The organism is Mycetocola saprophilus (assembly GCF_000718085.1).
Taxonomy (GTDB): Bacteria; Actinomycetota; Actinomycetes; order Actinomycetales; family Microbacteriaceae; genus Mycetocola; species Mycetocola saprophilus.
In genome coordinates this window covers 229,509-255,786 of record NZ_JOEC01000001.1, presented here as the reverse complement: position 1 = coordinate 255,786, position 26,278 = coordinate 229,509, and the positions used below count along the sequence as shown (strand labels likewise).

General features: G+C 67.8%; 22 protein-coding genes. 3 read left to right on the top strand and 19 right to left on the bottom strand.

Features of this window, described 5'->3' with window-relative positions:
• Positions 1 to 23 precede the first annotated feature (23 nt).
• From IE92_RS0101125 to thyX, 9 genes are all read right to left on the bottom strand, one after another.
• Positions 24 to 1,622: a hypothetical protein gene (locus IE92_RS0101125; protein ID WP_156027351.1), complete on the bottom strand. Its 1,599-nt coding sequence runs from the start codon at positions 1,620 to 1,622 to the stop codon at positions 24 to 26.
• Positions 1,623 to 1,693: 71 nt separating this feature from the next.
• Positions 1,694 to 3,037 (bottom strand): hypothetical protein, encoded by a 1,344-nt coding sequence (locus IE92_RS17035; RefSeq protein WP_051701454.1) that lies wholly within the window; start codon positions 3,035 to 3,037, stop codon positions 1,694 to 1,696.
• Positions 3,038 to 3,126: 89 nt separating this feature from the next.
• Positions 3,127 to 4,518 carry an acyl-CoA dehydrogenase family protein gene (locus IE92_RS0101115; RefSeq protein ID WP_081863778.1) on the bottom strand — a complete coding sequence of 464 codons (1,392 nt, stop codon included), beginning with the start codon at positions 4,516 to 4,518 and terminating at the stop codon, positions 3,127 to 3,129.
• Between the two features lie 43 nt (positions 4,519 to 4,561).
• Entirely contained in the window at positions 4,562 to 5,938 is a 1,377-nt protein-coding gene (locus IE92_RS0101110; protein WP_043321267.1) for an LLM class flavin-dependent oxidoreductase, read from the bottom strand.
• 29 nt (positions 5,939 to 5,967) lie between these two features.
• Positions 5,968 to 7,656: a dipeptide ABC transporter ATP-binding protein gene (locus IE92_RS0101105; protein ID WP_156027350.1), complete on the bottom strand. Its 1,689-nt coding sequence runs from the start codon at positions 7,654 to 7,656 to the stop codon at positions 5,968 to 5,970.
• Entirely contained in the window at positions 7,653 to 8,519 is an 867-nt protein-coding gene (locus IE92_RS0101100; protein WP_030143036.1) for an ABC transporter permease, read from the bottom strand. The genes IE92_RS0101105 and IE92_RS0101100 overlap by 4 nt, the downstream gene beginning before the upstream one ends.
• Entirely contained in the window at positions 8,516 to 9,592 is a 1,077-nt protein-coding gene (locus IE92_RS0101095) for an ABC transporter permease (RefSeq protein ID WP_245601193.1), read from the bottom strand. Before IE92_RS0101095 ends, IE92_RS0101100 begins: the two co-directional genes overlap by 4 nt.
• Positions 9,592 to 11,223, bottom strand: coding sequence for an ABC transporter substrate-binding protein (locus tag IE92_RS0101090; RefSeq protein WP_043321265.1), 1,632 nt, complete (start codon positions 11,221 to 11,223; stop codon positions 9,592 to 9,594). Before IE92_RS0101090 ends, IE92_RS0101095 begins: the two co-directional genes overlap by 1 nt.
• A 590-nt stretch (positions 11,224 to 11,813) precedes the next feature.
• Positions 11,814 to 12,512, bottom strand: a complete 699-nt coding sequence (gene thyX / locus IE92_RS0101085; protein ID WP_051701453.1) for an FAD-dependent thymidylate synthase — start codon at positions 12,510 to 12,512, stop codon at positions 11,814 to 11,816.
• Positions 12,513 to 12,820: 308 nt separating this feature from the next.
• Between thyX and IE92_RS0101080 the strand changes: the two genes are divergently transcribed.
• Together IE92_RS0101080 and IE92_RS0101075 are read left to right on the top strand one after the other, a co-directional pair.
• Positions 12,821 to 13,246 carry an OsmC family protein gene (locus IE92_RS0101080; RefSeq protein WP_030143032.1) on the top strand — a complete coding sequence of 142 codons (426 nt, stop codon included), beginning with the start codon at positions 12,821 to 12,823 and terminating at the stop codon, positions 13,244 to 13,246.
• A 20-nt stretch (positions 13,247 to 13,266) separates the two neighbouring features.
• The gene (locus IE92_RS0101075; RefSeq protein ID WP_030143031.1) at positions 13,267 to 14,157 is read left to right on the top strand and encodes a TIGR01777 family oxidoreductase; all 891 of its coding nucleotides are present in this window, start codon (positions 13,267 to 13,269) and stop codon (positions 14,155 to 14,157) included.
• Between the two features lie 69 nt (positions 14,158 to 14,226).
• Here the strand turns inward: IE92_RS0101075 and IE92_RS0101070 are convergent, their stop codons facing one another.
• From IE92_RS0101070 to IE92_RS19020, 8 genes are all read right to left on the bottom strand, one after another.
• The gene (locus IE92_RS0101070) at positions 14,227 to 15,510 is read right to left on the bottom strand and encodes a glutaminase (RefSeq protein ID WP_081863834.1); all 1,284 of its coding nucleotides are present in this window, start codon (positions 15,508 to 15,510) and stop codon (positions 14,227 to 14,229) included.
• A gap of 85 nt (positions 15,511 to 15,595) precedes the next feature.
• A complete protein-coding gene (locus tag IE92_RS0101065; protein ID WP_030143029.1) occupies positions 15,596 to 16,237 on the bottom strand; it encodes a response regulator in 642 nt (213 codons plus the stop codon).
• Positions 16,234 to 17,538, bottom strand: coding sequence for a sensor histidine kinase (locus IE92_RS0101060; RefSeq protein ID WP_162178472.1), 1,305 nt, complete (start codon positions 17,536 to 17,538; stop codon positions 16,234 to 16,236). The genes IE92_RS0101065 and IE92_RS0101060 overlap by 4 nt, the downstream gene beginning before the upstream one ends.
• A 23-nt stretch (positions 17,539 to 17,561) precedes the next feature.
• Positions 17,562 to 18,443: an ABC transporter permease gene (locus IE92_RS0101055; protein ID WP_030143027.1), complete on the bottom strand. Its 882-nt coding sequence runs from the start codon at positions 18,441 to 18,443 to the stop codon at positions 17,562 to 17,564.
• A complete protein-coding gene (locus IE92_RS0101050) occupies positions 18,440 to 19,366 on the bottom strand; it encodes an ABC transporter ATP-binding protein (RefSeq protein WP_030143026.1) in 927 nt (308 codons plus the stop codon). Before IE92_RS0101050 ends, IE92_RS0101055 begins: the two co-directional genes overlap by 4 nt.
• Before the next feature lie 160 nt (positions 19,367 to 19,526).
• Positions 19,527 to 19,970, bottom strand: coding sequence for a tetratricopeptide repeat protein (locus IE92_RS0101045; protein WP_030143025.1), 444 nt, complete (start codon positions 19,968 to 19,970; stop codon positions 19,527 to 19,529).
• 34 nt (positions 19,971 to 20,004) lie between these two features.
• A complete protein-coding gene (gene dapB, locus IE92_RS0101040; protein WP_030143024.1) occupies positions 20,005 to 20,745 on the bottom strand; it encodes a 4-hydroxy-tetrahydrodipicolinate reductase in 741 nt (246 codons plus the stop codon).
• A gap of 88 nt (positions 20,746 to 20,833) precedes the next feature.
• Positions 20,834 to 23,479: an Ig-like domain-containing protein gene (locus IE92_RS19020; protein WP_156027349.1), complete on the bottom strand. Its 2,646-nt coding sequence runs from the start codon at positions 23,477 to 23,479 to the stop codon at positions 20,834 to 20,836.
• A 146-nt stretch (positions 23,480 to 23,625) separates the two neighbouring features.
• Between IE92_RS19020 and IE92_RS0101030 the strand changes: the two genes are divergently transcribed.
• Positions 23,626 to 24,084 carry a GNAT family N-acetyltransferase gene (locus tag IE92_RS0101030; RefSeq protein ID WP_030143022.1) on the top strand — a complete coding sequence of 153 codons (459 nt, stop codon included), beginning with the start codon at positions 23,626 to 23,628 and terminating at the stop codon, positions 24,082 to 24,084.
• 136 nt (positions 24,085 to 24,220) lie between these two features.
• On the opposite strand, the gene IE92_RS0101025 is transcribed toward IE92_RS0101030, so the two are convergent.
• Positions 24,221 to 24,823 (bottom strand): histidine phosphatase family protein, encoded by a 603-nt coding sequence (locus tag IE92_RS0101025; protein WP_030143021.1) that lies wholly within the window; start codon positions 24,821 to 24,823, stop codon positions 24,221 to 24,223.
• Positions 24,820 to 26,202, bottom strand: a complete 1,383-nt coding sequence (locus IE92_RS0101020) for a M16 family metallopeptidase (protein WP_030143020.1) — start codon at positions 26,200 to 26,202, stop codon at positions 24,820 to 24,822. The genes IE92_RS0101025 and IE92_RS0101020 overlap by 4 nt, the downstream gene beginning before the upstream one ends.
• Positions 26,203 to 26,278 lie beyond the last annotated feature (76 nt).

The window sequence follows — 26,278 nt, the reverse complement described above, 5'->3', positions numbered from 1 at the left end:
ACACGTCCGCACGAATTACTCAGCTATCGGGTGGACACGCAGATGCTGGTCATCCCCAGGACCACGTGGTCGGCGAGGCGCTGGGCGCTGAGGCTCTGGCCGATTCCCACGCTCGAGCGCACCGCGTCGAGGTGGTCCACCTCAAACGCGTGCAGGTTGTGACCGGCGGCGTTCCACACCTGGCCCACCTTGACCAGGGCCAGCGCGTTTGCCCGCGGATTATCCGCGCCGGCGCTCAGGGTGTCGGAGTTCCAGACGTAACTGACGCCCTTGCCGTCGGCGCAGGATACGGTGTCGATGTCGGGTTTGGGATCCGCGGTGGGATCCACCGCCCGGGCGCTGGACTGCACCAGATCGGCAAAGCGGGTCTGCAGATCCTCAGGATCGATTCCGGCGATCACCGTGCCGTCGGGCACCTGTGCTTCCTCATAGCGCCGTTCGGTCCCGGGCTTGGACTGCGCCTCGGTGAGCACGCTGGAGCGCGAACCCGTGATGTTTTTGGGTTCCACCGTCGGGGCCGGAGTGGCCTGGTCGTCGTAGACCCCCGGCACGCTCCCGGTTGTGAACATGGCCGGCGCGCTCTGCCGAGCCGAGGGTTCCTCGGTATGGAAGCTGAGCGGCACGATGATCAGCGCCAGCAGGGCCGAGACCACCAGGAAGGCCGCGGTCCCGGCCGTCCGTCGGGCCAGCAACGCCAGCAGGGCGGCCATCAGCACGATCAGTGCCAGCATGCGCACCGGGCTCAGGTCCATCAGCGGCACCGTGGCGGGGGTGGCATCGATCAGGTCCAGGCCCACCAGCTCACGCGTCGCGACCCGTTGGAACCCGACCCAGGCGGCCGCCCCGCACGCCAGGGCGAGCAGGATCAGCGTGCCCGAGGCCAGGGTCCGCATCGCCAGGCCGGGAACCGCGCCGCGTCGATCGCGCCCGGCGAGGATGCCCGCCCAGGCGAAGAGTCCCACAAACAGGAACGGGGCAATCGCGTAGCCGGGGGTCAGCAGCAGGAACGCGAAGAACGACATCGGGGCGCCCAGCGTGGTACACAGCAGGATCGCCACCAGCAGCGCGACCAGCACCAGGATCGTGCGCCCGGCGATGCGCCGAGTCGGCGTATCGGGGAGCCGGGTGGCGCGGCGATAGGCCAGACCCACGAGCAGCCAGATCACCACGGCCATCCCCAGTGAGAAGATCGCCCGACGGCTGGGTTGTCCCGCGCTCACCGTGGATATCACCGGAAGGATCAGGTACGGGGTGGATACGGCCAGGCCCAGGGCCAGGGTGGTCAGCGGCACCAGCGGGGTAAACCCGCCGCGGCGACGCTCCACGCTCCGCGCGCCCCACACGCTGATGATCGCCCCCAGCACGGTGGCGGGGATCAGGATGATGGTGTTTTGGGCATCGTCCGGGAACGGGGCAGTGGGTTCGGCCAGGAAGAGGTCAAGGCCGATCATTACCCCCGCCAGCACCACGGCGGCGAGCGCGGCGATCGCGGCCGCGCGCAGGGCAACTTCACGGTCGAATCGGGCCAGTTGGCGCGGATCCGGGAGGAGGTCGAGGGGGCCCGATCCGGTGTCCCCGGGGGTCGCGCGAGAGGCGAAACCGGGGGCGGAGATCTCGGGCATGAACACTAGGGTAACCCCGGCGCCTGGATGCTAGCCGGGACAATCCCGTACGTTCGATTGGGGACCGAAAGCTAGCCGGCGAGCCAGGTGAACAGCCGGATAATGCCCGGCACGATCACGATCACACCCAGGACGATGGCGATGATGCTGGTGCGTCCGCGCAGGCGCTGCCCGCCGGGGGAAACCTGGTTGTTCCCGGATCCCGACTGACCGTACCCCTGGATGGTCTGGCCGTATCCGGCAACGGGCTGCGGGTACCCCGGCGCGGGCTGGGGATACCCCTGGGAAGGCTGGGGATATCCCGGCGCGGTGTGCGGATATCCCGGCGGCGGGCTGAAGCCGGGTGCCGGCGGCGGCGTGGGCATCTGCGGGGCGGCGGGCGGCAGGTAGCCGGGCACGGGTCCGGGCACCGGTCCGGCCTGCGCGCCCGGCATGCGCGGGTCCTGATAGCGGGCGGCCTGGCGCGCGGTCTGCGTGCCGACGGTGTCCATCACCCGCCACATCCGCACAAACGGGCTCCGGTCCCCCTCCACGAAGGGGGTCGCCGAATAGATAAACATCAGGTCGTCGATAATCTCCACATCGAACGGTGCCGCGTTGTCGATCAGCAGGGCCATCACGTCCGGCGTGAGGATCTGCATGACGTCCCGCTCATAACCCACCGGGCCATACAGCGTGAAGTAGCGATTGAAATCCCCCTCGAGGGAGAGCCGCTGACTCGCATCCGGGGTGTACGGCAGGTTGGAGAAGCCCAGCTTATTGTTAGCATGGGCATCAAGCACGATATGCGGAAGACGGCGATCCAACTGGAACACCATGTACCCCCAGGTGCTCCACAGCTCGCGGCGTCCGGCGGGACTCCCGGTCCGATCGAGCCACGGATTGACGTACTGGTTTCCAAACTTGAACCGGAAGTTTCCGATATCGAAGTAGCGCTGGCCCGGTAGTGCGTGCACCCGGTCGAAGGCCACGCGGTCGTATCCGGTGTTAAAGATCATGCCCGGATAGTTGATGTTGTTGGTCGCCGGAGTGTAGCCAAACCCGTTGTCCCGGGCGAAGCTGAACATGCGAATAGGGTTATTGTCTCCGCGATTCCGCATCCCCCGAAACAGCGCCCAGACGCCCCAGACGATACCCGCCGAGATCACCAGCTGGACGAAGAAGGCTGCCCAGCTACCGCCCGCCGATCCGCCGCCCACCGATGACATGAGCACCCCGGCCAGCGGCAAAAGAAGCAGCGCCCCCAGCCCGGCGGCGATCCCAAAAACCGCCACGTTGTCCGACGCCTTGGCGAAGTAGCGAATGTTATAGGTGCGCTTCAGGTAGTCACGAAACCTGGCCTTGTCGCGGGACGTGGGCTGCCAGGCCAGGGCCGCAAAGTTTCGGCCGGCCGGATCGGTGTGGGGCATGCTCATAGCGCAAGGCTAACCCGGGAGTCGCGCGCGGGCGGCCACATTTCGGGGGCCTGTCGCATTCGTGACCCCCACCGAATCGATCCCGCCGGTTAGGCGGTGGCGGCGGGGGTGCCCTCACCGGTGGCCCAGGTGAACAGCAGGCCGTCGCCGTTCAGCAAGTCGTCACCCAGGGCGCGGGCCTGATAGATCACCGGGTTATGGGAGGAGAGCACGCGGGCGTTGCGCCAGTGCCGGTCGAGGTTGCGCTCGCGTGCGGTGGCCGAGGCACCGCCCACCTCAAACAGCGCGGTGGTCGCCCGCAGCACCAGGTCGGGAACCTGGAGCTGGGCGCGGATCGCCGCGGTCTCGGCGGCACGGATTGCCCGGGTGGACTCCGCGGTGTGCGCAGCAGTGGGCGTCCCGCTTGGTTCTCCGGAAATCTCTCCGTGGTGATTCTCCCCGGAATCCACTGGCAGCTCCCGCGCCGAATCCGCGGCGCTCGCCGCCTCGAACAGGGCCAGGTCCGAGGCCTCCCCCACCTCGGCCGCGGCGGCAAGCACTGCGGACTCGGCGGCGAACACCAGCCCGGAGATCTGCCCGATCACCTGCTGTACCAGCGGATCCTCGCGGGCGCTGGTCCCCACCCCCTGGCTGTAAACGCGGGTACGGGAGGCGACAAAGTCCCGCGCATCGCGCAGGGCGGCCCGCCCGATACCGGCGATGCTCGCCAGCAACACGAGTTCCAGGAACCCGGTGATGTGGCTGGGGGTGGCTGCGTGGGCCACGTCGATGTGCTCGGGATCGATGGTCACATTTGTGAACACCGTGGTCCCGCTCCCGGTGAGGCGCTGCCCGAACCCGTCCCAGTCGTCGCGGCGATCCACACCCGCGGCGTCGGCGGCCACCGTGACCGATACCTGTTCGCCGGTTTCGGCATCGGTCGCGGTTACCAGGATCCAGTCGGCATAGATCGACCCGGTGCTGTAGTGCTTGGTGCCGTCCAGCCGTGCCCGGCCGTTCTCGCGGCTCAGGGTGGTCTGATAGGTGCCCACCGTGGCGGCGGAACGTTCATGGGTCGCGTTACCAAACACCGCGCCGCCGGCGATCTGCCGCAACCAGAACGCGCGGCGCTCGCCGGGTTCGCGCACGAGCCAGGACTCCACCGTGGTGAAGTGAGCACGCAGGAGCTGGGGCAGGTTGGAATCGGCCTCGGCGAGCAACACCAACAGCTCGAAGAACTCCACGCTGGAGGCCCCCAGCCCGCCAAACTCGACCGGCACCTGCACCGCCAGAAACCCCGCATCCCGCAGCCAGTCAACCTGATCGAAGGGCAGGGTGCGCTCGGCCTCCCGGGTCGCCGACTCGGCGGCGATCCGAGCGAATACCGGCGCGAAACGCGCGTGCAGATCGCGCCGGTGCGCGGCGGCGGCCAGGCGCGCGGATGCCCCGCCCAAGGCGGTGTCGGTCTCGCGGGCAGTGTGGGACGAGGTGGGCGTGCTCATGGGAATCTCCGAGGGATTGAGGGAAGGGGAACCGCGGTGACGACTACTTATCCCCGAAGGCACCGCGATAGGCGGCGGCGGGGTGGGTGTCCGGAAGCTGGCTGCCCTGGCCCGGGAAGAGGCGCTCGCGCAGAGTGTGCTCGGTGTACTCGGTGCGGTAGCGGCCGCGCTTTTGCAGCTCGGGCACCAGCAGCTCAACCACGTCGGTGAAGGTTCCCGGGGAGAGGTACTGCACCAGGTTGAATCCGTCCACGCCGGTGACCTCGGCGATCTCCTCGATCCGGTCGGCGACCTGTTCCACGGTGCCCGAGACGAAGAACTCGTCGCCGCGGGGATCGTTGAGCTTATCGATGATCGAGGTGGCACCGTTGGCCTTCGCGTCGCGGGTGTGCTCGGCCTCGGCGGACTCGATGTGTCCGCGTCCCTTATATTCGAGCTTTTCGTTGTTGGCCACGGCCGAGAAGTCGATCCCGGTGCCGCCACCCAGGTGCACCAGGTACCCGTGCACGTCGCGCAGGGCCAGCACCTCCTCGGTTTTGCGCTTGGCCTCGGCCTCGGTCTCGCCCAGCACGATGTTGATCGAGGCGAGCGCCTTGATCGCGTCGCGTCCGCGGCCCACCTGCTCGGTCAGCTCGCGCAGGTCGGCCACGTTCTTGGCCACCTCGGCGAGCGTGCGTGAGGACACAAACACGCCCTCGGCGTTATTGGCGGCAAACAGCTTGCCGGCGCCGGAGGATCCGGCCTGGTAGATCACCGGGGTGCCCTGCGGGCTCGGCTCGGACAGGTGCGGACCATCCACGGTGAAGTACTTGCCCACGTGGCCGATCTCGTGCACCCCGCGCGGGTTGGTGTAGATCGCCCGCTCGCGGTCGCGGATCACCGCGTCCCGGTCCCAGGAACCCTCCCACAGCTTGTAGGACACGTCGAGGAATTCCTCGGCCACCTCGTAGCGCACATCGTGGGTGACCTGCTCGCTCAGCCCGAAGTTCTTGGCCGCATCGGGCAGATACCCGGTGACCACGTTCCAGGCCAGGCGACCCTTGGTCAGGTGGTCGAGGGTCGAGAGGCGGCGGGCGTTGGCGAAGGGCGACTCATAGGTGGTCGCGAAGGTCACCGCGAAGCCCAGATCCCTGGTGGCCGCGGCCATGGCCGGGACGATCAGGTAGGGGTCGTTATTGGGGATCTGGATGCCGCGCTCAACCGCCGCATCCCGGCTTCCGCGATACACGTTGTAGGTGCCCACCACGTCGGCGATGAACATTGCATCAAACAGGCCGCGCTCCAGCAGCTGGGCGGTCTCAACCCAGTACTCGATGTCGGTGTACTCGTGACGGCGGTTGTCGGGGTGCACCCAGAGACCGTGATTGATGTGGCTCACGGTGTTCATCTCGAAGGCGTTGAAGTGCAGCTGCTTGGACATAGAAAAGCTTCCTTGCGGGGATCGGGGATCTAGCGGGTGTGCGGGGGCAAGCTCGGGACGGAGGCGAGCAGGGTCTGCGTGTAGGTCTGCCGGGGGTTGGTGAAGACCTCGTGGGCGCTGCCGGTTTCGACCACTTCGCCGTCACTCAGAACCAGAACCCGATCACTCACGTGGTGGATCACACCCAGATCGTGACTGATGAACAGGTAGCTCAGCCCGAAGGCAGTCTGCAGGTCGGCGAGCAGGTCGAGGACCTGCGCCTGGATCGAGACGTCGAGCGCCGAGACCGGCTCATCGAGCACCAGGATACGCGGTTCCAGGGCGAGCGCGCGAGCAATCGCGACGCGCTGGCGCTGCCCGCCGGAGAGCGTAAGCGGATGCCGGTCGAGCACGGCCGCGGCCAGGCCCACCTGCTCGGCCAGCTCGGCGATGCGCGCCGGATGACCGGCCCGGTCGGTTCCGGCGGCCCGCAGCGCATCGCGCAGGATCTTCTGCACGGTGAAGCGCGGATCGAACGAGCTCAGCGGATCCTGATGCACCACCTGGATCTCGCGGCGGAACGGTGCCCGTTCGCGCTCGCTCAGCCCGGTCCAGGCATGGCCGCCGATCGAAACAGTCCCGGCCGTGGGTTCGGTCAGGCCCAGCGCGATCCGCGCGGTGGTGGACTTGCCCGATCCCGACTCCCCCACGATGCCCAGCGTGGTGCCGGTTTCCAGGGTGAAGGACACGTTGTTCACCACGGTGCGGGTGATCCCGTCGGGCCCGGTGTAGTCCTTGCGCAGGCCCACGGCCTCGATGGCCGGGGCACTCGGGTCGAGTTTCGCGGCCCGTTCGGTCCGCGCGATCGCGGTGACCGGGGCGGCGGCGGAGAGCCGGGTGCCCTTGGCATGGGCTCGCGGGACCGCGGCCAGCAGCGCCTTGGTGTACGCGTGCTGCGGATCTCCGAACACCTGTTCCACGGGTCCGGATTCGACAATCCGCCCCTCCTTCATGACCGCCACCTCATCGGCCACGGCCGAGACCACGGCGAGGTCGTGGGAGATCAGCAGGACCCCGGCACCGTCGGCCTTGAGCGAGGCGAGCAGGTCCAGGATCTGTGCCTGCACGGTCGCATCCAGCGCGGTGGTGGGTTCGTCGGCGATGATCAGCTCGGGATTCAGCGCGGTAGCCTGGGCGATCAGCGCGCGCTGGCGCAGGCCGCCGGAGAGCTCCCCCGAACGCTGCCGGGCGCGCAGTTCGGGCTCGGGAACCCCGGCGCGGGTCAGCGCCTCGATCACCCGGGCGTGCCGCTCGGCCTTGTCGCCGAAACGGTGCAGCTTCAGCAGCTCCTCGATTTCGCCCCCGACCGTGCGAAGCGGATCGAGGGACACCAGCGCATCCTGCAGCACAAAGCCCACGTGCTTGCCGCGGATTCCGCGCCACTGCTTATCATTCAGCTTGCGCACGTCGCGGCCGAGGATCTCGCGTCGGTCGGCGAGCACCCGGGCACCGTCGCCGCTGAGGCCCAGCAGGCTGCGCGCGGTCACGGTCTTGCCCGAGCCGGATTCGCCCACCAACGCGAGGCTGCGTCCGCGGTCGAGGCTCAGCGAGACATCGTGGACCACGTCCACGCGTCCGCGGCCCACCGCGAAGGAGATGTTGAGGTTCTCGACCCGCAGCAGCGGGGAGGCCACGGGGGTCTCGGCCGGGATGTCGGTCGGGGTCAGGATCTGGGTCATCGGGTTACTCCGTCGGTCCGGCGCTGAATGTAGCGTCCCAGTACGGTGGTGACCAGGGCGGTCACGGTGATGGCGAGGCCCGGGAACACGGCGATCCACCAGGCCAGCTGAATGAAGTTGCGGCCGTCGGCCAGCATCGTGCCCCACTCGGCGGCGGGCGGCGCAGCCCCCAGCCCGAGGAAGCTCAGCGCCGAAGCCCAGACGATCGCCTGACCCACGCCGAGGGTCGCGAGAATCAGCAGCGGGCGCACCACGTTGGGCACAATCGTGTGCCACAGCCGGTGCCGGGGTCCCCAGCCCAGGGCCAGGCTGGCCTCCAGATAACCGGATCCGGCCACCTTGACCGTCTGGACCCGCAGGATCCGTGCATATCCCGGTGCGGTCCCGATCCCCACCGCAAACACCAGGGTGGTCACCCCGGTGCCGGCAATCGCGATAAACAGCAGCGCGAGCAGCAGGCTCGGGAAGGCGTAGAGGACCTCGATGATCCGACTGATCACCGCGTCGGTGCGCGGACCGGACAGGGCCGCGGTGATGCCCAGCAGTCCGCCGATGATCAGGCCCACCAGGGTCGCGCCCACCCCCACCACGAGCGACTGGCGGGTGCCCTCGATGATGCGGGAGAAGATGTCGCGGCCGGACTGGTCGGTCCCAAACAGGTGCTGCGGGCTCGGCGGCAGCAGGTTGGCCTGCGGATCCACGCCGAAGGGATCGTGGCTCTGCAACAGGCTCGGCCAGATCGCCGCGAGCAGGATGACCGCCAGGATCACCGCCGCAATGATCACGGTAATCGGGGTGCGGGCCAGCTCGGCGAGGAATCGGTTCCGCGAACGTGCGGTCACCGGGGCGCTCAGGACACTCATGCTGCGGCTCGCTTTCGAATCAGGCGCGGATCCACCACGCGCACCAGCAGTTCCACCAGGATGTTGACCACCACGTAGACCAGCGCGATGAACACCACCACGGCCAGGACCACCGGGGTATCGCGGGCGACGATCGCATCCACCAGGGCCCGGCCGAGGCCCTGCCGGGAGAAGATGACCTCGGCCACAACCGCGCCGCTGATCAGCGACCCGACGGCCCAGCCCGAGAGTTCGAGGCCCGGCAGCAGCGCGTGACGCAGCGCGTGCCGGATCCGCACCCCGGTGGTGCTGGCACCGCGGGCGCGGGCCGAGAGCACGAAGGGCTGATCCAGCGCCTCGGCAAACGAGGACCGGGTGACCTGGGCAAGGAACCCGGCTAGTGGAATCGCCAGGGCGAGGGCCGGGAGCACCAGCGCGCGCAGGTCGGCGTTCCCGGCGACCGGGAACCAGCCCAGCGTGAAGGAGAACACCACCAGCAGGATGATGCCGATCCAGAACGGTGGGATCGCCGCAAACAGCACCTCGACCGCGTTGCCGATTGCGTCGGCCACGCGCCCGCGGCGCACCGTGAGCAGGGTCAGCGCGAGCGAGATCAGCCAGGCCAGCGCCACCGAGGCGAGGGTCAGCTGGAGGGTGGGCCAGATCTGCGGGCCCAGGTACTCCAGCACCGGGCGCTTGAAGATATAGGAGGTACCCAGATCCCCGCGGAACACACCCGCCAGGTAGTTGAGGTACTGCTGATACACCGGCAGATCCAGGCCGTACTGGGCGCGCACCGCGGCGACGGTGGCGTCGCTCGGGGCGGCCCCTCCCCCGCCGAGGATCGCCAGCACCGGGTCACCCGGCACCAGCTTCAGGGCGAAGTAGGTGAGGGTGACCACGGCGAAGAGGACCGCGAGGGCCCCGAGGAGGCGGGCACCGATTCGCCAGACCGGGTTCGGACGCGAGCCGCGGCCCGCGGCGGGCGCGGAAAACCCCGCGGCCGAGGCGGCGGCCGGAACCTGCACCGACTGGGCGTCCACGCCGGGATCGGCGATCTCCGGGACCGAGCCCGGCGAAACGGTGCCGGACACTACTTCGCCACCGCCTGAGCGTCGTACAGGTAGGGCAGCTTGAGTGAGGGCTCCACCACCACGTTGGTTACCTTATCCTTGCGGCTGGCCAGCTGGGTGCTCTGGTTGTAGAGCGAGAGGCTGATCGCCGCATCGTCGATGATCTTCTGCGCCTTGTTGTACAGTTCGCCGCGGGTGGTGTCATCGGTGGTGGCCAGGGCCTGATCGAGGATGCTGTCCAGATCCGGGTTGGCATAGCCGGCCCCGTTGGGCACAAATCCGGCGGATTCGCGGGCGGCGCTGGAGAAAACGATCCGCAGCACGTCGGCGGTGTTGGTGTTCCAGTAACCCACCCGCAGGTCGTAGTCGAAGGTGTTGCCCCGCTTATTGGCGGTCGCGTCATCCACGTTTTCGATCTTGACCTCGATGCCCGCCTTCTTCTCGTTAGCCTGGATCTGGGTCAGCAGCTCGACCGTGGCGGCGGGCCAGCTGGTGGGGGTCAGCGGGAGCACGGCGGTCAGGCGGGTGCCGTTCTTAGTGCGGTACCCGGCCGAGTCGCGCTCGGTCCAGCCCGCCTGATCCAGCGCATCATTGGCCTTCTTCAGGTCGAACGCGTAGGTCTTTTCATAGTCCTTGTCATAGAACCGGGTGACCGAACTCAGCGGACCACCGGCGTAGGAGGCGGTCCCCAGGAATGCGCTCTTCACGCTGGCCTCGGTGTTCGAGGCGGTGAGGAAGGCGCGGCGCACGGCCTCGTCGTTGAACGGTGCCCGGGTGGTGTTGAGCTGGAGCGCGGTCGGGTTACCGGGACGGTCGGTCAGGCTCAGCGCGATCGTGCTGTCGGCCTTAGCCTCGGCGAAGTTCTCCGGCGGTAGGAAGTCGATGATGTCGGCCTCCCCGGTGCGCAGCGCGCCGTAGCGGGTGGCGTTTTCGGGAATGATCTTCCAGGTGATGTTCGCGATCTTTGCCGGGCCCTTGTTCTTGGCAAACGGCGGCGGGCTGTTGTACCCGTCGTTGCGCACCAGCTTGACCTCCTGCTGCGGGGTGTAGCCCACGATCTTGAAGGGTCCGGATCCCACCGGCGAGGCGCAGTTCTCGGCCTGCGGACGGGCCAGGGCGGTGGGCGACTCGATGCCGAGGAAGGGCTGGGCGAGCACCTCGAGGAACGCCTGGTACGGCTTGTTCAGGGTCACCACGGCGGTGGTCGGGTTTTCCACGTCGGTCTTCACGTACTGACGCAGGTAACCTCCGGCGGTGCCGGACTGGGTGGCCGGGTTGACCATGTGGTCGAGGTTGGCCTTGACCGCCGCCGCGTCAAACGGGGTGCCGTCGGTGAACTTCACGTCGTCGCGCAGGTGGAAGGTCCAGGTGAGACCGTCGGCGCTGGTCTCCCAGCTTTTGGCGAGCCACGGGTGGATCGCGCCCTTATCGTCCTGAGCCACCAGGGAGTCGAGGTACTGGGCGGCGATCGTGGCCTGAGGCATGTCGCCTCCCACGTGCGGGTCGAGGCAGGTGATGTCCTTACCGGTGGCGTAGGTGATCGAGCCGCCATCAACCGGGGCGGCATCGCTCGGGGCCGAGCAGCCGGTCAGGGCCAGCGCCGACACCGCGATCAGCGCGGGGAGGGCAAGGAGGGTGGTACGTCGAGACATCGGGATACTTTCTGGGGAGGGATGGAGTCCAGGGCGTCGCGAAGGGGGCGCGGCAGGGTGCACCAATGAGCACGTTCGCGGTGTGGTCACGCGAGTGAGCGAGGATGGTGCAGCGCAGGGTGCCCGGAGCGGGCGATGCTGCGACGGCGGCCGAAACCGCAGAGACGGTCTGCCGGGCGGGGAGGGCGCGGCGAGGGAGCGGGGCGATCCCGCTACGGCATGAGTGCCCGGCAACAGAGACGCGAAAGCGCTCGTGCTGGCATCATGTTCTGCGGGGTCATAGCGCCACGGTACCAGCCCCTCGGGCGGGGGTCATTTTGGCGTGACGGAGTATTACGCCCGGTTGCAATAGATGACGTTATCTGCCCCGGAGGGCGTGGAGATTTCTTGGCTAAACGCCGAAAACACGCGGATTTTCGCGATTTTGTTCGGGTGCCGTGATTATTACGCGGCGGCCGCGAGCCTGCCTCCGTGCGGGCTCGGACACATCCCGGCGGACCCCCGATCATGCACCGGCTGCCCGGGTCCGCACCCCAAAATACAGAACGACCCCCGGACGATGTCCGGGGGTCGTTTGGATCCGTGTGTCCCTACGGGGCGACGCGGCCGTTCTTGTTGAACGCCTCATAGGTGAGCGGCATGAGCTCGGCGAAGAAGTTCTCCATCTGCTCGGCACACATCTCGATCTCGCGCTGCGGGAACGAGGGGAAGTGGGTGCCCTCACGCTTGGTGCGCAGGCTGAGGAAGTTCATCAGCGAGCGTGCGTTCACGGTCACATACATCGAGGAGTACAGGTTCAGCGGCAGGACGATGCGGGCAACCTCGCGGGCCACGCCGGCCTCCAGCATGCGCTGGTAGGACTCATAGGCGGCGATCGACTGGGCCTCGGCCTCGGCCTGCACCAGCGCGGTCTGCTCGGGGGTACCGGGCAGGAAGTTGTACGCGCCGGGCTTACCCTCCTGGACCAGGTTGCGCTGCTCGTTGGGCACGTAGAAGGTGGGGTTCAGCTGACGGTAGCGGCCCGACTCTTCGTTATAGGAGGCCATGCGGTGACGCATGAACTCGCGGAACACGAAGATCGGTGCCTGCACGTAGAAGGTCATCGAGTTGTGCTCAAACGGGGAACCGTGACGGTCTCGCATGAGGTAGTTGATGAGACCGCGGTCGCGGCTCGTGGCCTCGTCACCGCTCTGGGCGGATTCGAGGGTCTGCTCACCCTGGGTGGACACCCGGGCTGCAAACAGGACATCGGCGTCACTGGCGTTTGAACGAACCAGTTCCACCGTCATTTCGCTGCGGAATTCGATCTCTGACACGGCTCCAGCCTATCGCGTGCGATGCGCTTTGGGATCGAAGTGGGCGGGACTTCACCCTCGAATTGTCCCCTCCTTCGGGAAGTTTGACCGGCATCCGCCCGGCCCCCAGATTTTTTGTCTCGGGCGCGGCGTGCGGGGGCGCGACCGGTTGCCCACAGCGGTCCCTGAAAAACGCCAGAAAGGAAGGTGCGTGCCCGCCGTGAAAGCGTTAGGCTCGGCATACACGAGGCCTGTCGGGCGTTCGGCTCGACGGCCACCATCAGCTACCTGTGGAGGACACCATGGCAATTACCAGCGAAGCAACCACCGTCTGGACCGGGTCCCTGTTTGAGGGTTCGGGCACCGTGAACCTGGATTCGTCCTCCGCGGCGAACCTTCCGGTGAACTGGAAGGCCCGATCCGAGGGTTCGGATAAGGTCACCACCCCCGAGGAACTCATCGGCGCGGCACACTCGTCCTGCTACTCGATGGCCTTCTCGAACATGCTCACCGAGGCCGGTTTCACCCCCGAGCGCCTGCACGTGACCGCCGCCGTCACCTTCGTTCCGGGCACCGGCATCACCGGCAGCCACCTGCTGGTCAACGCGACCGTGCCGGGCATCTCGGCCGAGGACTTCGACCGCATCGCCGCCGAGGCCAAGGCCGGTTGCCCGGTATCGGCCGCCCTGGCCGGCATCGAGATCACCCTCGAAGCAAGCCTGGCCTAGCCAGAAAGCGGGGTGTGAACATGAACATTCTGTTGGCCGGTGCCTCCGGTCTGATCGGTTCCGCCCTGCAGGCAAGGCTGCGCGCCGCCGGGCACTCCCTCCGGGTGCTCGTGCGGCGCGAGCCCGCCGCCGAGAACGAGGTGCGCTGGGATCCCGACGCGCACTTCCTTCCAGCCGACGCCCTGGACGGCATCGAAGCCGTGATCAATCTCGGTGGGGCCAGCATCGGCAAGCTCCCCTGGACCGCGAGCTATAAGCGCACCCTGCTCTCCTCCCGACTCAACGGGACCCAGACCATCGTGCGCGCCATTCGTACCGCCGCCACTCCCCCGCGGATCCTGATCAACGCATCGGCCTCGGGATTCTACGGATCCCGCCCCGGCATCGACCTGGACGAGTCGAGCACCGGCGGCACCGGATTCCTCGCCGAGCTGACCCAGCGCTGGGAGGCCGCCGCGCTGGAGGCTTCGGATCGCTGCACCGTGGTACTTGCCCGCACCGGCATCGTGCTGGATCCGGCCGGTGCCATCGGCCCCATGCTGACCCTCGCCAAGCTGGGCCTCGGCGGCCCGCTCGGCTCGGGCAAAAACGTCTGGCCCTGGGTGTCCCTGGAGGACGAGGTGCGCGCACTGGAGTTCCTGCTCACCTCAACCCTGTCCGGCCCGGTCAACATCACCGGCCCGGTGGCGGCCACCTCGGGCGAGATCGGTCGGGCGCTCGCCGAAAACCTGGGACGTCCCTACTGGCTGCCCGCCCCCGCGTTTGCGCTGCGCCTGCTGTTGCAGAATGCGGCCGAGGATCTGCTGCTGGTAGACCAGCACATTCACCCGGCCGTGCTGCAGGGTGAGGGCTTCGAGTTCAGCCATCCCGATGCCGCCTCGGCGCTGAAGGTGGCGCTCGCCGCCGACTAGGGTGTCGGCTTCCGCGCCCGTGCGTACACTCGGCGCGCACGGGTGGCCCGGACGAGTGGGCCCGGGCGGCTAGCTGCCCTCGGTAAGCGCGAGACCCAGCGTCTCCAGGGAGGCCGCATCGGCGGGGAAGGTTCCGTCGCCGAGGTCCCGGTTGGGAATCGAGGAGCGCGGATCCACCAGGTACACCGCGTGACCCTCGAGGATCAGTCGTCGCAGACCCTCCATCAGCATCCGCCGGCTCACATCATCCACCGAGGAGACGCGGGCCAGATCCAGCGCGATGGCCTGGCGGTCGTTGGGGATCTGCTCCAGCTCGCGCATCACCCGTTCGGCGCTCGAGAAGCGCAGCGGACCCTGCAACTCGATCACGTGGAACTCCCCCTGCCCGGACACCCGCCGATTAGCGTGCCGGATCACGTCCCGGGAGAGCGGCGGGGACTTCAGCAGGTGCATCCCCATGTCGCCGGAGAAGCGTTCGAATGCCTGCACCCCGCGCACGGAGTTGCCCACCGGGTCCAGCCGCGGGGAGAATACCGCCGCCCCCACCTGCCCGGGCAGTGCCCCGATGATGCCGCCGGCCACCCCGGATTTGGCGGGGATGCCCACCTGGGTCATCCAGTCCCCGGCGGCGTCGTACATGCCGCAGGTGGTCATCACCGAGAGGACCTGCTGAGCCACGTGCTCGTTCACCACCCGTTCCCGGGTGATCGGGTTAATCCCCGCGTTGGCCAGGGTCATGGCCATGACCGCCAGGTCCCGCACATCCACCAGGATCGAACACTGACGGGTGTACCCCTCGACGATGTCCGCGGGGTCCTGGGTGAATCCGTCGACAGAACGCACCAGATAGGCGAGGGACATGTTGCGAAACGCGGTACCCATCTCCGAGGCGTAGACCGCCTCATCCACGTCGAGCTCGCGGCCGGCAAACGCCGAAAGACCGGCCCGGACCGCCTCGAACCGCTCGTCCCGGCTGGCCTCGGGTCGCACCAGCGCGTGGGTCGCGATCGCGCCGATGTTGACCATCGGATTTTCGGGACGCTGGGTGCGGGGATCCAGGGAGGCGGAGTTGAAACTCTCCCCGCTGGGCTCGACCCCGATCCTGTCCAAGACCGTCTCAAACCCGCGCTCCTGAAGGGCGAGGGCATAGACAAACGGCTTGGAGATCGACTGGATGGTGAAGCGCTCGTGGATGTCTCCGGCCGCATAGATCTTGCCGTCGGACATACACAGCGCGCTGGCCAGCAGATCGGGATTCGCCCGCGCGAGCTCGGGGATATAGGCCGCAACCTCCCCGTCGTCCCGCGTGTTCTCGAGTACTTCGTGCAGATAGTCCGGGATAGGCGTGTGCATGATTCCAATATAGGAAAACATCCGTGCAAACCCCGGAGACTATCCCCAAACGCTCAGGATCGGTGAGCTGATCATGCCCGGAGCGCTAGTCGCGGAGGAGGCCGAGTTCCAGGGCCAGGGTCACCGCACGGGTGCGATCGCCCACGCCGAGCTTGTCGAAGATGCGCACCAGGTGTGTTTTGACTGTGGCCTCGGAGACGTGCAGCCCCAGGGCGATCTGCCCGTTGGTGCGCCCCTGGGCAACGAGAGCCAGTACCTCGCGCTCGCGCGGGGTGAGGGTGGGGCCGGTGGGCGCGGCGGGCTGACGCATCCGCGACACCAGGGCCGCGGCGATCTCCGGCGCCAGCACCGTTTTGCCCGCGGCGACCGCGCGCACGCCGGCGATGATCTCCTCCTCGGGCGCGGCCTTGAGCAGGTAGCCGGCGGCCCCCGCCTCGATCGCGTCGAGGATCGCATCATCACTCTCATACGTGGTGAGGATCAGCACGCGGGTGTCCGGGCAGTGGGCGAGGATCTGCGCGGTTGCCGCGACCCCGTCTCCGCCGGGCATGCGCAGGTCCATCAGCACCACGTCGGTGGGAATCGCGCGCACCCGCGCGACCGCCTCGGGTCCACTCGCGGCGGTGCCCACCACGGTGATCCCCGCGGCGTCCTCCAGGGTCGCCGAGATTCCGGCGCGCACGATCGGGTGATCGTCCACCACAAAAACCCGTAGCTCGGCGGTCATGATTGCTCCTCGGTGCTCGGAACGGCGCTCGGACGAATATGTGGACGGATGCTCGGATCAGTGTGGGGATCGGAGCTCGGAGCGGTGCCCGGATCGGCACTCAGCGGAAGCTCGACGCTCAGCAGAGCCCCGCCCTCGGGCTGTGCAGTCAGGGCGACCGTGCCGCCCACCCCTCCCAGGCGTTCGGCCAGACCGGCGAGCCCAAACTGCCCACCGGTCGGCTGAGCGGTGGCGGCCTCCTCCCCCGGTGCGTGTGGCTCGGGGGCCGCGGTGATCGGGCCGCGACCGTTATCCGCGATCCCGAGTCGCACGCTCGCCCGGCCCGAGGCCACGCGCACCCACGCGGTATTGGCCCCCGAGTGTTTGCGCACGTTGGCCAGCCCCTCCTGGACGCAGCGCAGCAGGATGACCTCCTCGGCGCGGGACAGTACAAGCCCAGGATCCAGCGAGAATTCCAGGTCCACGGCGATCCCGGTTTCCCGGGCAAACCGGGTGCAGAAGCGCTCCAGGGTTTCGGCGAAGGTCGATTCCTCGAGCGAGGAGGCGGTCGCGACCATCGCCCGGGTTTCGGCGAGCGCCTCGGCGGCGCTGGACTCGATCAGCCGCACAGTGTCCACAAGCTTGGGTGAACCCGCCTCGGCCTGACGCAGTGCGCTGCGCGAGAGCATCACCACGCCGGTCAGGGTCTGAGCGACGGTATCGTGCAGGTCTCGGGAGAGACGCCCCCGCTCGTGCATGGCACCGGCGTCGCGGTTGAGCGCGGCGATCTCCTCCTGCCGCAGGCGCAGCTGGTCGTAGAGGCGCGCGTTCTCGGCGCTCACCCGGGAGATGCCCGAGATCCACAGTCCCATCGCCAGGTTGAACGCATAGGACACGGCGCCGATGACCAGGGCATTCCCCGGCCAGTCCGGCCCCTCGGTGCCGAGGATCGAGGTCGTGGTCATCGCGATGGCGGCGATCCCCGAGAGGATCAGCGGCCGGCGCGGCCGGGCATTGCCCTCCCAGATCATCGGATACAGGATTACCTGGGCGGTGAACATCGAGGGGCTGGCGAAGGTGAGTAGCGCACCAATCGGGATCACCCAGGCGGCACCCCATCCCACCGCGTTGGACTCGTTGCGGGGGCGCGCCCACAGCAGATAGTAGGCCGCCAGGGCCCCCAGGCCCACGGCGATCAGAACCGCGCGGGTTCCCACATCCAGCCGCGAGGCACCCTCGTGGGTGACCGAGACGAAGGCCAGCAGGATCAGCAGCACCATGCAGGCGGAAACCGCAAGGTCCCACCCCCGTCTGAGTTTCATGTCCCTCATTCTGACACAGCGGCTCATACCGTGCGCAGGCGCCGCCCGAACCGGCCGATGGCCAGCAGCAGGAATACGATTCCGAGTGCGGCGAGGATCGCGATCAGCAGCGGTGCCCCCAGCTCGGTATCCCCCACCATCGCGTGCACGCCGAAGTACGTGGCCAGGCTCTCGCCGGCACCCGGCTGAGCGGAATCCAGCGCATCCAGCGGACCCGCGGTGAGGGGTCCACGCACCAGGCTCGCGGCCTGGGCGAAGGGCAGCAGGGTGAGGACCTTGGCGACGCCCGCGGGCAGGGTACCCAGCGGCACATAGGCCCCGGCAAGGAACCCGACCCCGGTTCCCACGATGGTCGACAGCGCCGCAAACGCCCCGGTCGAGGCGATAAACGAGGCAGCCAGGGCCGACAGCGCCGCAAACACCAGGCAGCACAGCAGGGTGATGCCCGCGGCCGTGGCGAGCTCGCCCAGGGTCATCCCGCCGCCGGAGATCGCCAGCGTGATCTGCGCGGCGGCCAGTAGCAGCAGCGAGATCACCGCGGCCACCAGGAAGGCCGCCAACAGGTAGCCGAGGGTCAGGTGTCCGCGCCGGGGCGGGGCAACCAGGAAGTCATCAAAACGGCGGGCCACCCGGTCATCCACAAAGACGGCCATCGCGCCCAGGCTCGCGGTCAGCGAGGTGATCATGATGACCCCGGCAAACACCCAGGCCCGAATGAAGCGGTCCACATCTTCCGCGGGGGCTCCGGGAAGCTGGGCGGTGACCGAGGAAGTGATCTGATTGCCCAGGAAGAACACGTAGAGGGCAACCAGGATCAGCGCCGACAGCAGCGAGAAAAACACCCGCATTCGGTCGCGGAAAAACAGGCGGAGGTTACGCAGGGTCAGGGTCCAGATGGTGGTCATGCGGGGTCCTTGGGGGTATCGCCGGTCACGCTGAGGAACACGTCGTCCATCGTGCCGTGCCGGAATTCGAAGTCGAGGATGTCGGTGTGGTGGGCGGCCAGCAGATCCAGGGCCACGGCGCTTCCGGGCAGGCGCAGCTCGAAGCGGTCGCCCTCACAGGTGCCGGGCAGCGCCGCGCAGGCGGCGATCAGCGCGGCGGCGTCGGGGCGCGGCGTGATGCTCAGTCGGCTGGCTCCGAGCCGGGCCCGCAGCTCGGCGGCGGATCCGCGCTCGACCAGGGCACCCCCGGAGATGATGATCACGTCGTCGGCGAGCTCGGTTTCGGCCAGGTAATGGGTGGTCAGCAGCACGGTCATGCCGGTGGCCCGGCGCAGGGTGTGGATCGCATCCCAGATGCGTTCCCGGCTGGCGGGGTCGAGGCCCGCCGTGGGTTCGTCGAGGATCAGGATGTCGGGCGAGTGGATCAGCGCCCGGGCGATATCCGCGCGCCGCTTCTGCCCGCCGGAGAGGGTGCCGTAGCGGCGATCCAGAAACCCGGTGAGGTCGGTCATCTCGGCCAGCTCGTTGATGCGGGCGTCGGTGCTCGCCGCGTCGAGCCGGTAGAGCCGGGCGCGCACGGTGAGGTTTTCGCGCACGCTGAGCAGCGGATCCAGCACCGAGGTTTGAAACACCACCCCGATTCGGCCGCGGATGCGCGCGGTGGCCGCGGGTCCCGAACCCACCCGGTCGCCCAGGACGTCGATCACCCCCGCGTCAAAACCCAGCAGGGTCGAGATGCAGGCGATCGTGGTGGACTTCCCGGCCCCGTTGGCACCGAGCAGCGCGCAGAGGCTTCCGGCCTCCACGTCAAAGCTCAGGCCGGCTACCGCTGTGGTCCCGGAATACTGTTTCCGGAGGTCGTGAATATGGAGTGCAACCGTCATACCTCCATGCTGGCGGCCGCGCGCATCCGCGGGGAGGCACGATCGAGGGACCCCGGGGTCAACCGATCGGTTGACGGAGGGGAGGTCGACGGGTGCTCAGGAGAGGCTCGCCGACGGGCGGCTAGCGGCGACTTGCCAACGACCGAAGTGTTCCCCGCGGCTAGCGGGCAGCGCGCTCCAGCCGGATCGCCTCTCGGATCGCCTGACGCGCGCGGATGCGATCCCCGGCCCCGTCATAGACGATGCCCAGCCGGAACCAGGCGGTCCAGCTCTCGGGTTCGGCCTCGACGGCCGCGCGATAGGCGGGGAACAGCTCGTCCACGGCGGCGCGTTCGGGGCGTCCGCTGGGGCGTACCGGAACCTCGTCCTCGGGCACCAGGCCACGCTCCTCCAGCAGGCGGCCCAGACGGCTGGATGCCGACCCGAACCGCAGCTCCCGCCACAGGGCCCAGACCCCGGCGAGCAGCAGCACCACCAGGGCGATGCCGATCACGATCGCGATGGGCTGCCCTGTGCCGATCGCCACCAGCGCCTTCTGACCCACCAGGATCAGGCAGATCACCAGGAAGGCGGAGACCAGGATGGCGGGCAGTCGGGCGCGCACTAGCGTGCCCCCGCCTCGTCGGTGCGGGCGCGCATCAAGCCTGGCCGCCCAGGCCCAGGTCGATCACGTTTTCCAGCCCCACCACGAGGCCGCTCACGTGCTGCGCCCGGGCGAGGGCCAGCGTGATGCCGTGCTCATAGGCGCTCTGGTCGATGGTGTCGTGGGCGATGGTCAGGGTCTCCCCCGGCCCACCCAGGATCACCCGCTGCTGGGCGACGATCCCGCGCTGGCGCAGGCTGTGCACCGGAATCCCGGCGATCAGTTCGCCGCGGGCGCGCTGGTCCACGTGCGGGGCCTCCACCGGGCCGAGATCGGCGCGGGCACGGTCGATCAGCTCGGCCGTGCGCACGGCGGTGCCGCTCGGGGAATCGATCTTGGTGGAGGCGTGGGACTCGATGATCTCGATCGACTCATAGAATCGCGAGGCGAGGATCGACAGCGCGGTGCCCAGCGCCGATCCCACCGAGAAGTTGGGGATGATCAGCACGCCGCGGCCGGTCGGGATGGTGCGCTCCAGCGCGTCCAGCTTCTCCCGGGACCACCCCGAGGTTCCCACCAGCACGTTGGCACCGGCGGCCAGCGCATGGGCGACCACCGCGGGGCTGATCGCCGGGGTGCTCACGTCGACCACCAGGTCGGCGCCGTCCATCTCGGACAGGTCGCTGCGTGAGGTCAGGGCCGCGTGCACCTCATAGTCGGGGCTGGCCTCCAGCAGTCGGCTAAACAGTCGTCCCATTTTTCCGCTGGCACCAACGATCGCAACCCGTGTAGTCATACCCCTAATCTAGCAACTTCGTGGTCCGGAGTGACGACACACCCCACCCCACCGAACGCGAGCCCGGTGGGGTGGGGTGGGGCGACGGCTAGCGCCGCGAGTGTGCGTTTGCCACACGTCGACGCGGACGGAAGGCCAGCCCCAGGGCCAGCAGGATCAGCGCACCACCCAGGAAGGCGATCGGCGCGGTCCCGGTGGGGGCCAGGGCGGTCGAGTCAGTGCCCGCTCCGCCGCCGGGGAGCGCGGCCGGATCCGTACTCGGGTCCGTGCTCGGATCCGTGCTCGGATCCGTGCTTGCGGTCGCCTCGGGCGAGGGATCGGCACTGGGCTCGACACTCGGGGTCGGCGTACCGCTCGGCGTGATGCTCGGCTTCGGAGTCGGCCCGGTACTCGGCTCGGGAGTGGGATCCACACTCGGGTCCGGGCTCGGGCCCGGACTCGGGTCGATACTCGGCTCGGGCGTGGGATCCACGCTGGGTTCCGGACTCGGATCCACGCTGGGTTCCGGGGTCGGATCCACGCTGGGTTCCGGGGTCGGATCCACGCTGGGTTCCGGACTCGGGTCGATACTCGGCTCGGGTGTCGGTTCGGTGCTCGGCTCCGGCGTGGGCTCCGGTGCCGGCTTTCCGGCGCGAATCGCGTAGTACGGATCCGAATCGGTCACCTCCAGGCCGGCGTGCACGAGGTTTCCATCGAGATCGGTCATCGGCTCACCGGTCACCCGGTAGTTCTGATCCACATCGGGCAGAATCACCGAGGCACGAACGACGGCCTCGCTGGCATGGGTCTGCGGCGACTCGTCCGCTACACCATCGGTCTGGGCCGGCAGGGTCAGCTCGCCCGCGCACTCAAAGCTGGTGCTCGGTGCCCACGGGCCCGGCCAGGTCATCCCCGCGCTGCCGTCGGGGAACTCACACCGCGCGTTGGCCAGCGGAGATCCCTCCAGGGTCTGCTCGGACAGGACGATATCCGCCAGCGTGCTGCCCCCGATGTTACTGACGGTCCAGCGCACGGGCTCAACAATATCGGCACCGTTCGCATAGGGATATTCGATCGCGGTTTCGGCGGTGTTCGCATCGCGATAGTAGTCGGCATCGCCGAAGCCGAGCGGCTTGGTCACGATGCCCGCGGTCAGCGGGGCGCTGAAGTTGTCGCGGGCGTCGTAGCGCACCACGCGGACCCCACCGGTCACCGCGTTGTAGCGCGCGGTGTTGGTGAGCACGGCGTTGCGGACCGGATCGGTGGCCACGATGCGTGCCTCATCGGTGTGGGCACCGCCCACGCCGTACAGGCCCAGCCACCCGGTGCACTGAAACATGCCCGCGTCACCGGGGGCCCAGGTGGCGCCGCCGGAAACGGAAGCCTCCCAGGTGATGTTCCAGGTGCCGTCCGGTGCCTGCACTCCCACGGTTTGCCTGGCATCGCCCGGGAAGGCGCACATCACGTTTTCCAGGGCTTCGGACCCGTTGATCAGGCGGTCGGAGACGGTCACGTTGGTCAGCGGAGTGCCGCCACGGTTTACCATTTCGATGACCACTTCCCGGCCCTTTTCGAGGTCGTAGATCCGGGCATCCGCCATCGTGGGCGCGGTGTCCGCGACCCGTCCGGGGATCGCACCAATCTCGCCCTTGACGATCCCCAGGCCGCTCGCGGATCCGCCACCGCTGACGCCGTTATTGATGGTGGTCCAGAGGATCGATTCGGCGGCCCGACCATTGATTCGGGTGATCGCGGTGTTCAAATACTGGGGCAGCGTGGCATCGGTGATTTCCACGTCATAGCGCAGCATCAGATAGCCGAACCGGGGACCGGTCGTGTCCAGATGCGCGGTGAAGCCACCCTCCGACTGTTCCACGACCGAGAATCCGAGGTCCACGGCCCGGGTCGCGGGCTTGAAGGCGGTCCCCCAGCGCGGCCATCCGTTGGCGTTCACGTCGGTGGCCTCGGAGGCCAGCAGCACATAGGAATCGGGGACGATGCGCTGACCGGGGCTGTTCAGGCGATCCTCGATGGTCACATCGGTCCACGGAATCGGCTCGCCGGCGGCGGTGAGCTGGGTCCGAGGCAGCCAGATATCGCAGTAGAGCGAGGTGCCTCCCTCGCGCCAGTAGCAGTACTTATGTGTCACCTCGGGGTCGGGGGCGGGAATGGCCGGGTTGGTGATGATGATCGACACCGTGGTGGTGCCGGTATCGGTCACAAACTCCAGCGGTACCGGGTCCTCCCCGGGTATCACGGTCGAGCTAATCGTGCTGAGCACGCGCACAGTGCCGGAGGCGAGCTGGTTGTCCCCCACAAACTTGGAGAACACCAGCTTCACGGTGGCCGGCGTGCCCGCCTTCTGCGGGCTGAGCGTCATGGTTCCCAGTAGGTTGCCGGCGTCGTCAAACATGTTGCTGGTCACCGCGGCACCGGAGATCTGCAGTTCGGCGGGGAAGGTGATCGTGGCGGTGTCGCCCTCGTTGATCACGCAGTCGGCCGTTTTGCTCCAGTTGAACCCGATCATCAGCCGCGAATAGCGACTGACGGTGGTGCCCTCCACGCTCTGGCCGGCCTCGTTGGAGACGGTCACGGCATCAATCACGCAGCCGCGTTCCACACCTTCGGGGGCCGCCTGTGCGGCGGCGGGTGCCAAGACCAGGGCGGATGCGGTGAGCAGGGCCGAAAGCAGCAGCGCGGCCAGGCCGCGTCGTGGGCGAGTGTGCGCACTATTCGGTGGGGCGCCCCACCTCAATTCAGTATTTTTAAACATATCGAGCTTACGATATGTAATATTTGAGACCCGATTTGCCTCGCGGTTCAGAATGTCGGAAAGTGAACGCGACCCTGTCTCGATCACACTCGTGATTAAAGTGCGCGACCGCGGCGTAGCATTATTGCATGCTCACCTTTCACCGCCTCGGCACCGATACTCCCGATTCGCACACGCTCCTGATGGAGTACTTTGGCGAACGCGCGGTCGGGTTTGAAGACGGAGACTACGTGGTCACCCTGCCCGACCCGGCACGCTTCATTCCCCCGGCCGGCTCGTTCATCGTGCTCGCCGAGGATGACACCCTGCTCGGATGCGGCGGCGTACGCGCGCTCTCCCCCACCCGGTTCGAGATCAAGCATGTCTACCTGCGCCCGGCCACGCGTGGACGCGGCCTGGGCCGCACCCTGCTAAACCGACTCGAGGAGGAGGCTCGCGCGCTCGGAGCAACCGAGCTGGTCCTGGATACCAACGCGACCCTGGCCGCCGCCGGCGGACTGTACCGCAGCTCGGGCTATGTGGAAATCGAGCCCTATAACTCAAACCCCAACGCCAACCACTGGTACGGCAAGACCCTCACCGACTAGCCGGCGAAACCAGAAAGTCACCCCGCGTGCGGGGTGACTTTTTGTATGGGGGCCACCGGTGGTGACACCAACGACGGCCGCCCAGCAGAGCCCAGCCCAGTGGCGGGCAGCTCAGCGGCGGCCGGCTCGGCGGACGTTAAACCGGCAGCGGATCAGGCAGTCCGGTCCGCAGCTCCATCGGCAGGTGGGCCAGATCGTTGTGGGTCAGCAGGGTCCAGGGCCGACCGGGCTTGCGGTGGATCACCGTGAGCCCACAGTTGGCCTGGTCCAGGGTCATCCAGCGCCAGTCGGGTGCGCCGAGCACCTCCCGAACAAACCAGGCGATCACGAAGTTGTGGCTGATGATTAGGTCGTGTCGCTCGCCACTCTTGGGGGCCAGGAACTCGGCCACCGCATCGTTCATCTGCGCCGTGCCGGCCTCGGTTTCGGCGTCGGTGATGCCGCCGAAGAACGAGTCAAACGCGCTCGGGGTATCCGGGGTCTTGCCGGTTGGCACGCAGTCAAACAGCAGGGCCGAGGATTCCAGCGAGATCGAGGGCAGACGCTCGGCGATCAGCTCGGCCGTTTCGGCGGCCCGCTGCAGCGGGGAGTGGTAGGCGGCGGTGAGCGGAAGCCCGCTCAGGCGTTCGGCGATCAGCCGGGCCTGGCGACGACCACGCGGGGAGAGGGGTCCGTCGGGCATTCCGTGTTCGGCGTCCTGCTGTTCGCCATGACGCACGAGGTACAGATACTGGCTCATGATCGTTTCCCTTCTAAGGACTCACCGAAGCCGTCAAATACACTCTCGTCGATTGCCCCCACCGCGGCAACCGTAAACTGCCGATCCGCGAGTTCGCGAGCGAGTGCTCGCACGTCCTCGGCGGTGACGGCGGCAAGCATCTCCAGGATGGTGTCTAATTCCTGGAACTCGCCGAGAATCAGGTCGGCGCGGCCAAGCCGCGACATCCGCGAGTCGGAATCCTCGAGGGCGAGCGCCGAGGCACCGGAGAGCTGCCCGAGGGCGCGCGCCATCTCCTCCTCGGTGACCCCGTCCGTGGCCATCGTGATCAGTTCCGCATACATCAGGTCGGCAACCTCGCGGGCGCGGGCCGGGGTACACGCAGCGCCGAGCCCAAACACTCCGGTATCGGAGAACGCGCTGGAGAACGAGTACACCGAGTAGGCGAGCCCTCGCTTCTCGCGGATCTCCTGGAACAGGCGTGAGGACATGCCACCGCCGAGGATCGAGTTGAGGATGCTCATGACCGGCCAGCGCTCGTCCCGCATTGCGATTCCGGTGCAGCCCAGGAGCAGATGCACCTGCTCGATCGGGCGATGCTCCACCACAAGCGAGCGAGCGGGCCGGGTATTCACCGGCACCAGCGGACGACGCGGCACCGGATCGGCCTGAATAGTCGGATCCCAGCCGGCCTCGGTCAACGCGGACACCACATCGGCGACCAGCTCATCATGACGCACGGCCCCGGCCACCGAGATCACCACATCGGCGGCGCGGTAGTTGCGGGCATAGTGCTCCAGTACGGCCTCGCGGGTGCACGCCTCGATGGTCTCGGGGGTACCACCGATCGGGCGGGCCAGCGGGTGCTCGCCGAGCACGGCCTCAAACAGGAGCTCCCAGACCGCGGTCCCGGGATCGTCCTCCCGCATCGCCAGTTCCTCGATGATGACCTGACGCTCGCGCTCAAACTCCTCGGGGTCGATCAGCGAGGAGGCGATCATATCGGCGAGGACCGAGGTGGCCATGCCGAGGTCCTGGTCGCGAACCTTGGCGTAGTAGCAGGTGTATTCCTTGGCGGTCAGCGCGTTGTGCTCGCCGCCGACGGCGTCAAAGGCGATCGCGATATCCAGCGCGCTGCGGGTCGGGGTGCCCTTGAACAGCAGGTGCTCGAGGAAGTGGGTGGATCCAAACCCCGAGGCACCCACGGCGGACTCGGTGGCCAGCTCATCGCGGGAACCCACACCCACCCAGAAGCCGATCGTGGCGCTCTGGGCGGCGGGCATCTCCTCGCTGAGAATCCGCAGGCCGGTGGGCAAAACGGTGCGCCGAATCCGCGAGCCGGCCGCGGTTTCAAAGTCGATATTGGGCTCGGTGAGGGGGAACGCTCTCGGGGGAATCATCGGCTCCACCCTAAGCCAGGACGCTCACATTCCGATGGGTTTGTCCGGCGCGGGGCCAAATTAGCACCCCGACGCA

Excerpts from the sequence above, each read along its gene's own strand:
- IE92_RS0101125 (WP_156027351.1), bottom strand. The coding sequence starts at position 1,622 with ATGCCCGAGATCTCCGCCCCCGGTTTCGCCTCTCGCGCGACCCCCGGG.
- IE92_RS17035 (WP_051701454.1), bottom strand. The coding sequence starts at position 3,037 with ATGAGCATGCCCCACACCGATCCGGCCGGCCGAAACTTTGCGGCCCTG.
- IE92_RS0101115 (WP_081863778.1), bottom strand. The coding sequence starts at position 4,518 with ATGAGCACGCCCACCTCGTCCCACACTGCCCGCGAGACCGACACCGCC.
- IE92_RS0101110 (WP_043321267.1), bottom strand. The coding sequence starts at position 5,938 with ATGTCCAAGCAGCTGCACTTCAACGCCTTCGAGATGAACACCGTGAGC.
- IE92_RS0101105 (WP_156027350.1), bottom strand. The coding sequence starts at position 7,656 with ATGACCCAGATCCTGACCCCGACCGACATCCCGGCCGAGACCCCCGTG.
- IE92_RS0101100 (WP_030143036.1), bottom strand. The coding sequence starts at position 8,519 with ATGAGTGTCCTGAGCGCCCCGGTGACCGCACGTTCGCGGAACCGATTC.
- IE92_RS0101090 (WP_043321265.1), bottom strand. The coding sequence starts at position 11,223 with ATGTCTCGACGTACCACCCTCCTTGCCCTCCCCGCGCTGATCGCGGTG.
- thyX (WP_051701453.1), bottom strand. The coding sequence starts at position 12,512 with ATGACGGTGGAACTGGTTCGTTCAAACGCCAGTGACGCCGATGTCCTG.
- IE92_RS0101080 (WP_030143032.1), top strand. The coding sequence starts at position 12,821 with ATGGCAATTACCAGCGAAGCAACCACCGTCTGGACCGGGTCCCTGTTT.
- IE92_RS0101075 (WP_030143031.1), top strand. The coding sequence starts at position 13,267 with ATGAACATTCTGTTGGCCGGTGCCTCCGGTCTGATCGGTTCCGCCCTG.
- IE92_RS0101070 (WP_081863834.1), bottom strand. The coding sequence starts at position 15,510 with ATGCACACGCCTATCCCGGACTATCTGCACGAAGTACTCGAGAACACG.
- IE92_RS0101065 (WP_030143029.1), bottom strand. The coding sequence starts at position 16,237 with ATGACCGCCGAGCTACGGGTTTTTGTGGTGGACGATCACCCGATCGTG.
- IE92_RS0101060 (WP_162178472.1), bottom strand. The coding sequence starts at position 17,538 with ATGAAACTCAGACGGGGGTGGGACCTTGCGGTTTCCGCCTGCATGGTG.
- IE92_RS0101055 (WP_030143027.1), bottom strand. The coding sequence starts at position 18,443 with ATGACCACCATCTGGACCCTGACCCTGCGTAACCTCCGCCTGTTTTTC.
- IE92_RS0101050 (WP_030143026.1), bottom strand. The coding sequence starts at position 19,366 with ATGACGGTTGCACTCCATATTCACGACCTCCGGAAACAGTATTCCGGG.
- dapB (WP_030143024.1), bottom strand. The coding sequence starts at position 20,745 with ATGACTACACGGGTTGCGATCGTTGGTGCCAGCGGAAAAATGGGACGA.
- IE92_RS0101030 (WP_030143022.1), top strand. The coding sequence starts at position 23,626 with ATGCTCACCTTTCACCGCCTCGGCACCGATACTCCCGATTCGCACACG.
- IE92_RS0101025 (WP_030143021.1), bottom strand. The coding sequence starts at position 24,823 with ATGAGCCAGTATCTGTACCTCGTGCGTCATGGCGAACAGCAGGACGCC.
- IE92_RS0101020 (WP_030143020.1), bottom strand. The coding sequence starts at position 26,202 with ATGATTCCCCCGAGAGCGTTCCCCCTCACCGAGCCCAATATCGACTTT.